The following is a 1,950-nucleotide window of genomic DNA, read 5'->3' as shown; positions in this document are numbered from 1 at the left end:
AGCAGCAATCTCGTCCGGAGTCACACCCCCATCAACGCACACCGAACCCGAAAGACACGCCACACCCCAACCAACCTGACCAAGCACTACTAGAGCCTGCGCTCAGAACCAGTTACGACGGCCACCGACCTCGGAGAGCCACTGGTTGAGATAGGCGGACCAGTCGGTGCCCTGGAAGTCGTTGAGCCCCACCTGGAACGCCCGGAACGAGTCGCTGCCCTCGGTGAACAGACCCGGCTTCTTGTCCATCTCCAGGATGACGTCCATCTCGCGGTCGTCCGCGACGAAGGACAGCTCGACCTGGTTCAGCCCGCGGTACTGCTGCGGCGCGAAGAACTCGATCTCCTGGTAGAACGGCAGCCGCTGACGCGTCCCGCGGATATGGCCGCGCTCCATGTCCGCGCTCTTGAAGCGGAAGCCCAGCCGGATGAAGGCGTCCAGGATCGCCTGCTGCGCCGGCAGCGGGTGGACATTGATCGGGTCCAGATCGCCGGAGTCCAGCGCCCGTGCGATCTCCAGCTCCGTGATCACACCGATGTTCATCCCGCGCAGCGACTGACCGTCGATCGTCGTGATCGGGGTCTCCCAGGGGATCTCCAGACCGAACGGCACCACATGGACGGCCCCGGCCTGCACCTCGAAAGCGCCACCGATGTTCTGCTTGGTGAACTCGATGTTCTGCTTGGTCTCCTGGTCGCCGCCCTCGACCTCGACACGCGCCTGGAGTCCGACGTTGAGCCCTTCGATCTGCTGATTCACGGATCCGCCCTGGAGCCGTACCTCGCCCTGGACGACCCCGCCGGGGACGACGTTCAGCTCGGTCAGCTCCGTCTCGACGGACGCGCCACCGGCGCCCATGCTCGCGAGCAGCTTCTTGAAGCCCATGTTCACTCCTTCTAGGTCCTGACCTCTACATACGCGCCTCGACCGTATTCGGTTCCCCGGTAGGCTCGGGCGCCATGACCGAGAGTCCCGACCGCAGGCCGCTGCCCCGCGACTTCTTCGACCGGCCGGTCCTTGAGGTCGCACCGGACCTCCTGGGCCGCACGCTGATACGGGACACGGACGACGGTCCCATCGAACTCCGGCTGACTGAAGTAGAGGCGTACGCGGGCGCGGTCGACCCGGGCTCGCACGCCTTCCGCGGCCGCACGGCCCGCAACGAGGTCATGTTCGGCCCGCCCGGTCACGCGTATGTCTACTTCACCTACGGGATGTGGCACTGCCTCAACCTGGTGTGCGGCCCGGAGGGCATGGCGAGCGGGGTCCTGCTGCGGGCCGGCAGGATCAGTGTGGGCGCCGAACTGGCCCGCAAACGTCGAATCTCGGCCCGTCATGACAGAGAACTGGCCAAAGGACCGGCCCGCCTGGCCACCGCCCTCGATGTCGACCGCGCCCTGAACGGAGCGGACGTCTGCGCCGGCCCCGACGCGCCGCTGTCGATACTCGCCGGTACGCCCGTCCCGGCTGACCAGGTCCGCAGCGGCCCGCGCACCGGAGTGGGCGGCGACGGCGCGGTTCACCCCTGGCGCTTCTGGATCGCCGGCGACCCCTCGGTGAGCCCCTATCGCGCCCACGCGCCACGCAAACGTCGAACTTGACTCGTGCTGTTCATCCGCCTAACGTAGCCCGAGCCGCTTTCAACGGGTCCTGTTGTTCAGCAGTCCCCGAGGCGGCCACCCACTACTTTCGACCACACCCTGACGGGTACGGATTTCGGCATGCCGAAATCCGGGCTCAATGGCTCGATTATGAGCCGGGCAGGGATTCGGTTAAAGTAGTGAACAGCCGAAAGGCAAAAGGCCAGTCCAAAGGCCATCGGAATTCTTGAGGCGGAACACGCCGAATGAATCTGATAGAGTCGGAAACGCAAGACCGAAGGGAAAAGCCCGGAGGAAAGCCCGAGAGGGTGAGTACAAAGGAAGCGTCCGTTCCTTGAGAACTCAACAG

2 protein-coding genes are annotated in these 1,950 nt (G+C 65.3%); one reads left to right on the top strand and one right to left on the bottom strand.

The window, feature by feature from the left end:
* Window positions 1-102: 102 nt before the first annotated feature.
* Entirely contained in the window at window positions 103-885 is a 783-nt protein-coding gene (locus IF11_RS0135955) for a sporulation protein (protein WP_030356011.1), read from the bottom strand.
* Between the two features lie 74 nt (window positions 886-959).
* On the opposite strand from IF11_RS0135955, the gene IF11_RS0135950 reads away from it, so the two are divergent.
* Window positions 960-1,601 carry a DNA-3-methyladenine glycosylase gene (locus IF11_RS0135950; protein WP_030356010.1) on the top strand — a complete coding sequence of 214 codons (642 nt, stop codon included), beginning with the start codon at window positions 960-962 and terminating at the stop codon, window positions 1,599-1,601.
* Window positions 1,602-1,950 lie beyond the last annotated feature (349 nt).

The organism is Streptomyces scopuliridis RB72 (genome assembly GCF_000718095.1).
Taxonomy (GTDB): domain Bacteria; phylum Actinomycetota; class Actinomycetes; order Streptomycetales; family Streptomycetaceae; genus Streptomyces; species Streptomyces scopuliridis.
Note: the sequence above shows the minus strand (reverse complement) of the source record. Positions and strands in the feature narration are given on the sequence as shown.

Coding starts and splice junctions, on each gene's coding strand:
- IF11_RS0135950 (WP_030356010.1), top strand. CDS start 960: ATGACCGAGAGTCCCGACCGCAGGCCGCTGCCCCGCGACTTCTTCGAC.
- IF11_RS0135955 (WP_030356011.1), bottom strand. CDS start 885: ATGGGCTTCAAGAAGCTGCTCGCGAGCATGGGCGCCGGTGGCGCGTCC.